Source organism: Pedobacter sp. 01T416_2 (assembly GCF_056398925.1).
The window spans coordinates 1-4,588 of record NZ_JBFTQI010000487.1 but is presented as its reverse complement, the minus strand read 5'-3'; the positions used below and the strand labels follow the sequence as shown (position 1 = coordinate 4,588).

Below are 4,588 nucleotides of genomic sequence, written 5' to 3'. Positions count from 1 at the left end.
GGATTAATCTGGAGCAGCCTGCCAAAAAGATTAAGATCTATTTCAGTGGCCGCTGTTTTCAATACATTTCTGTTATTGGCAAAAAGTGAACTTCCATCTGTCGAATCCTCAAAAAACTGAACAAAATACTGGCCCAGAGAATTCTTACAATTTAAATTACATAGGGTGAAACTGGGAACAATGTACAAATAGCCAGGCTCTAGCTTTAGCGAGCTTTCAGCATCTGATATTTCACCTTCCCCCTCATCTATATAGTAAATGCGGTAATACGGACTGATCACATTCCTATAATTCCATTTGGCATTAAGTCTCACATAGTCAACATTAAGAAGTGAAAAGCTATGCCGTAAGTTTCTTTTGATCATCTAACTACAAATATGCAAACTACGTTAATATCTTTAAAAGCATGCGTAAAGATTTCAAATATAATAAAAATCGACCCACGCCATTTTAATGTTGTTTCAGAACGAAACCCTATTAAGCAATAAAAGCGTTAAAATCAAGTATTACCACGTTAACTATTCGTTTTACCACGCTAATGCAGAAATTTGGAAATAAAAGCCTAGAATTAAAGCAATTGGCTACTAGGCAAATGATGTACGAACTCACAAGTTTCAGGGAAGTAATTTTAGATCCCCTTACCACAGGAACTACATATAAATGACCACGTAAAGAACTACAAGACGAAATCTTAAAGGAAAGTAAACGCATATTCAGCTCCATTCAGCATAATATTACACAAATAGAGCCAGATAGATCAAAGCTTTATCTAACACAACATCAAAGAGGATTGATTCAATTAACTGATTATGGATTTCCCCCATGCCATAAGCTTTACTTTCAAAACCAATTGACAGCGGGTGAAACCAATTCACTGGTTTCTTGCCAATTTGTTAGCACAGCCACTAGCCGCTTTCTGAACAATTAATAGCTTGCCAAGGCGGCAGGCTATTTCTGTACATGCTAATTGCTGTTGTATAAAGTTTAATTTAATAATGATACAGATATATCAGTCAATACTGTAAAGCACAGGCGAATCAAACGTTTGCGCAGTCTTTATCCTTTTACATCAATGTAATTATGGATACATTGTATTGACGTTTTAAACAGACTCACACCACCTGTTTAAGAATAAACTGGCTGACTAAACATTACCAATGTAATTATTACCATAATCCATTTATTGGAATATGGCTACCTATAACCAAATATTAACAAAAACCTAAAAAATGAAAAAGAAACTATTACTCTTAACCGTATCGGCGATTGTAGGCCTTTCAGCCTGTAAAAAAGCAGCTGTATTACAAGATGAAGTTGTAAACAGTAAAAAAACAATGAGTGGTGCAAGTGTACAATCCCTCACTCAGACCAATGTTTTTAATGTCACCGAAAAAATTAATGCATCAATTGAGAGAGACCGCTTAAAGAATGGATACTACTTAACCGATTTTACAGCAACCGGTTTATACATGGCTCCGGGTGCTACTTTAGATATCACAGTAGAACAAACTACTGGCACCCGCTTGCCAAAATTATTAATTGGCACCTATTCTCGATATGGCACCTGGAACACCCAGCCCACATCCGTACAGTTAACGGCGGGTACCAATACCATTACAAATGCTGTAGGCGGCCTATTGTGGATCAGGTACACCAATTCTACAACTGGCTCTACCGCTAAGGTAACTTTTAATAACGGTTACCAATACGCTCCATATTATAAACTTGGCGTAACCACCAATTCAGACTGGATTAATCAATTACAAACGTACACCACTCCTGATGTGGTTTTAGAAGGCTCGAATTGTGTTATTGTTGTATCAAGAACAAAAGCAATACAGTACCAGGCAGAAGACCAGAACGCTATATTGAACAAGATTACACAAGTTATTGCGTTAGAGGATGATCTGAACGGTTTAGACAACTCTTTGCCTGCACATGCGAAAAATGTGCATACCTATCTTTTAACGCAGCATGAGGATCCGGCCTATTATTTTTTCGCTTATGATTATCGTACAGCCTATATCACTTCGGATGTTAATGCCATTTTAACTTTAAGCGCAGTAGGCACCAATGGTTGGGGATTATGGCACGAACTAGGCCACCAGCACCAAATGATGTGGCGTTGGGGTACTCTGGGTGAGGTTACGGTAAATCTTTACAGTTTATATGTGCAGCGTACCCTTACTCCATCCATCAACAGACTAGTAAATGATGGGACATGGCCAAAAGCTTTTACCTATTTAGGAAAAGCCGCTGGCACCAAAGATTATAACGGATCAACAAGTTATGCCAATCCTTTAACCGATCTGTTTATCAGACTCTGTATGTTTCAACAATTAACCTTAGCCTATGGTGATAATTTTTATAGAACCCTGGCCAAGGATATGCGTGTTGAAAATCCAACCTTAGCTAATGATGATGCCAGGATGCGTTATTTCATGCTGAAGGCATGTAGTATATCGGGCAAAAATTTAACTAGTTTCTTCCAAAAATGGGGATTGAATTTATCTACTTCAGCAGCTACAACTCAAATATATGCAGACATGGCGGCTTTGGGTTTACCAGCGCCAAGCACTGATCCCTCTACCCTGCAAGACAATGTTGCACCTTTAACAGAATTAAGTAAAACTGGCTGGAGCATCAATTCTTTCAGCTCCGAAGAAACCAGCGGCGAGGGAGCAATCAACGGCAGGGCTGCTACATTAATTGATGGTAGCTATAGTACGTTCTGGCACTCACGCTGGACTACTTCTGCAACAAGTTATCCGCACCAGATTGTAATTGATTTAGGATCTTCAAAATCGGCAAACGGCTTAAGTTTAGTGCAAAGAAGCGGATTGAGCCGCGCAATTAAAAACTTTCAGGTTTTAACAAGTACCGATAATATAAATTTCACATCGGTAAACAATTATGTAGCTCAAAATGCTGCCGGAGTACAATATTTTGCGTTTGGCAGCACCAAAACCTTAAGATACCTTAAGGTAATTATGAACTCTGCACAAGATGGTTTGCAGTTTGCATCCCTGGCAGAGCTAGGTTTATACAATTAACAATTTCATAAAAAGAGGGCTGATAGGTGGTCCTCTTTTTATTTATCACCTTACAACACATGTCTTTTTGATTAATATTTCCAGTCAAAAAAAATGTTATAAGTATAACGGAAACAGCAATTAATGATGAGCCTGATGGGCAGGCTGATTATAAACTGGATAAATCGGTTTTTGGCTTATAGGTTATTTACTTCAAAACCGCGATAGCTAAGCATTTCGGCATTATGCAAAACAATTAGGCGAAGTTTTAATCTTTCGATGATTGCTCTGGCTTGGGCAATATTTCTTTGCATATCGTTTATTCCCCTGATTTCGATTCCTCCAGACATGAGTTTAAATTTGCTGGGCTCAAACTTATCAATAAACTGCTGGAGATCTGGGCTAACTGTTACCTGATTGTTTTGCATAATCAATTATTATTTCTTTTGCCACAAAGCAAAACAAAGCATTTTAACTTATCAGCGCTTTCATATTAACTTATTAAGAAATGTTAGCAAAAGGCTTTCTCCAAAAATAATCACCCTTGTACCGATAATCGAGGTTATTCCAATCAAACTACAGATCGCAGCAAATTCTTTAAATCAAGCGGCATGACATAAACATGACCTTCGCTTAACTTTCAGATGATATTCAGCTAGTAGCTTTGTATTAAAGAACTGGACATGCATACGATAAAAAGATTGACCAATCTCAATTATTATTTCTTTACTGCAATATCCATACTCCTGTTGGCATTCGTTTTTAATTTTAGCTTTTCTAAAACAGATGGATTCCTCATTTTTAACCATTTTCATCCAGCGTGGTTAGATATTTTTTTTAAGTACATCACTAATTTAGGAGATGGTTTAATCAGCATTCTGGCTGCAGTAATTCTGCTTGCACTTCGGAAAAAGAAAAAAGCAATGACTGTGGTTCTTGCTTATATTTATTCAGGGCTGCTTATTCAAATTGCAAAAAGGATATTTCACATGCCAAGGCCTAAATATTTTTTCGAGCAGACTTTATTTCATTATACTCATTTTGTTGAAGGGGTAAGCATGCATGATCAAAATTCTTTTCCTTCTGGCCATACCGCTTCTGCGTTTGCCTTAGCCACAGTATTCGTTTTGGTTTTCAAGAAAAATAAAATCACGTTTTACTGCTTATTTTTTGCTTTTCTAATCGGTTATTCGCGTATATACCTGGCTCAGCATTTCCTTATTGATGTAATTTTTGGGGCAATAACCGGTATAACCTGCGCTTTGGTTAGTTATCATCAAGTATACGATCTCAAATTTTTCAGATCGGCAAAGGTAAGCAAAAGATATAAACAGCTTAAAATCGCCAGTCAGGCCAACCCCATTTAAGTGAAAGAAATTCCAGCTAAACTTTGGCTTTTTATAATGGTAATGGCTGTGATCAAACTGATCATTGCTTCAACAATAGCACTTGGAAATGATGAAGTATATTACTGGACTTATGCTTTAAATCTGGAATGGAATTATTTTGATCATCCCCCATTTGTGGCGTGGTTAATCAGAGTAACAACAGTAAAT

The 4,588-nt window shown here is 37.3% G+C and carries 4 protein-coding genes and 1 pseudogene; 3 read left to right on the top strand and 2 right to left on the bottom strand.

All coding sequences use genetic code 11. The features are described 5' to 3' along the window. Positions 1-314: pseudogene (locus tag AC1DPQ_RS18615) on the bottom strand (helix-turn-helix domain-containing protein); the annotation flags it as partial. Between the two features lie 915 nt (positions 315-1,229). On the opposite strand from AC1DPQ_RS18615, the gene AC1DPQ_RS18610 reads away from it, so the two are divergent. Further along, positions 1,230-3,053 carry a M60 family metallopeptidase gene (locus AC1DPQ_RS18610; RefSeq protein ID WP_477581692.1) on the top strand — a complete coding sequence of 608 codons (1,824 nt, stop codon included), beginning with the start codon at positions 1,230-1,232 and terminating at the stop codon, positions 3,051-3,053. Between the two features lie 176 nt (positions 3,054-3,229). On the opposite strand, the gene AC1DPQ_RS18605 is transcribed toward AC1DPQ_RS18610, so the two are convergent. Further along, positions 3,230-3,460 (bottom strand): hypothetical protein, encoded by a 231-nt coding sequence (locus AC1DPQ_RS18605; protein ID WP_215126602.1) that lies wholly within the window; start codon positions 3,458-3,460, stop codon positions 3,230-3,232. A gap of 255 nt (positions 3,461-3,715) precedes the next feature. On the opposite strand from AC1DPQ_RS18605, the gene AC1DPQ_RS18600 reads away from it, so the two are divergent. After that, positions 3,716-4,399 (top strand): phosphatase PAP2 family protein, encoded by a 684-nt coding sequence (locus AC1DPQ_RS18600; RefSeq protein WP_477610497.1) that lies wholly within the window; start codon positions 3,716-3,718, stop codon positions 4,397-4,399. After that, on the top strand, positions 4,400-4,588 hold a 189-nt coding region (locus AC1DPQ_RS18595; RefSeq protein WP_477610496.1), incomplete at its 3' end, for a hypothetical protein. It abuts the gene before it with no gap.

What these genes read in the sequence shown, in the direction of transcription:
- AC1DPQ_RS18610 (WP_477581692.1), top strand. Translation starts at nt 1,230, where the DNA reads ATGAAAAAGAAACTATTACTCTTAACCGTATCGGCGATTGTAGGCCTT.
- AC1DPQ_RS18600 (WP_477610497.1), top strand. Translation starts at nt 3,716, where the DNA reads ATGCATACGATAAAAAGATTGACCAATCTCAATTATTATTTCTTTACT.
- AC1DPQ_RS18605 (WP_215126602.1), bottom strand. Translation starts at nt 3,460, where the DNA reads ATGCAAAACAATCAGGTAACAGTTAGCCCAGATCTCCAGCAGTTTATT.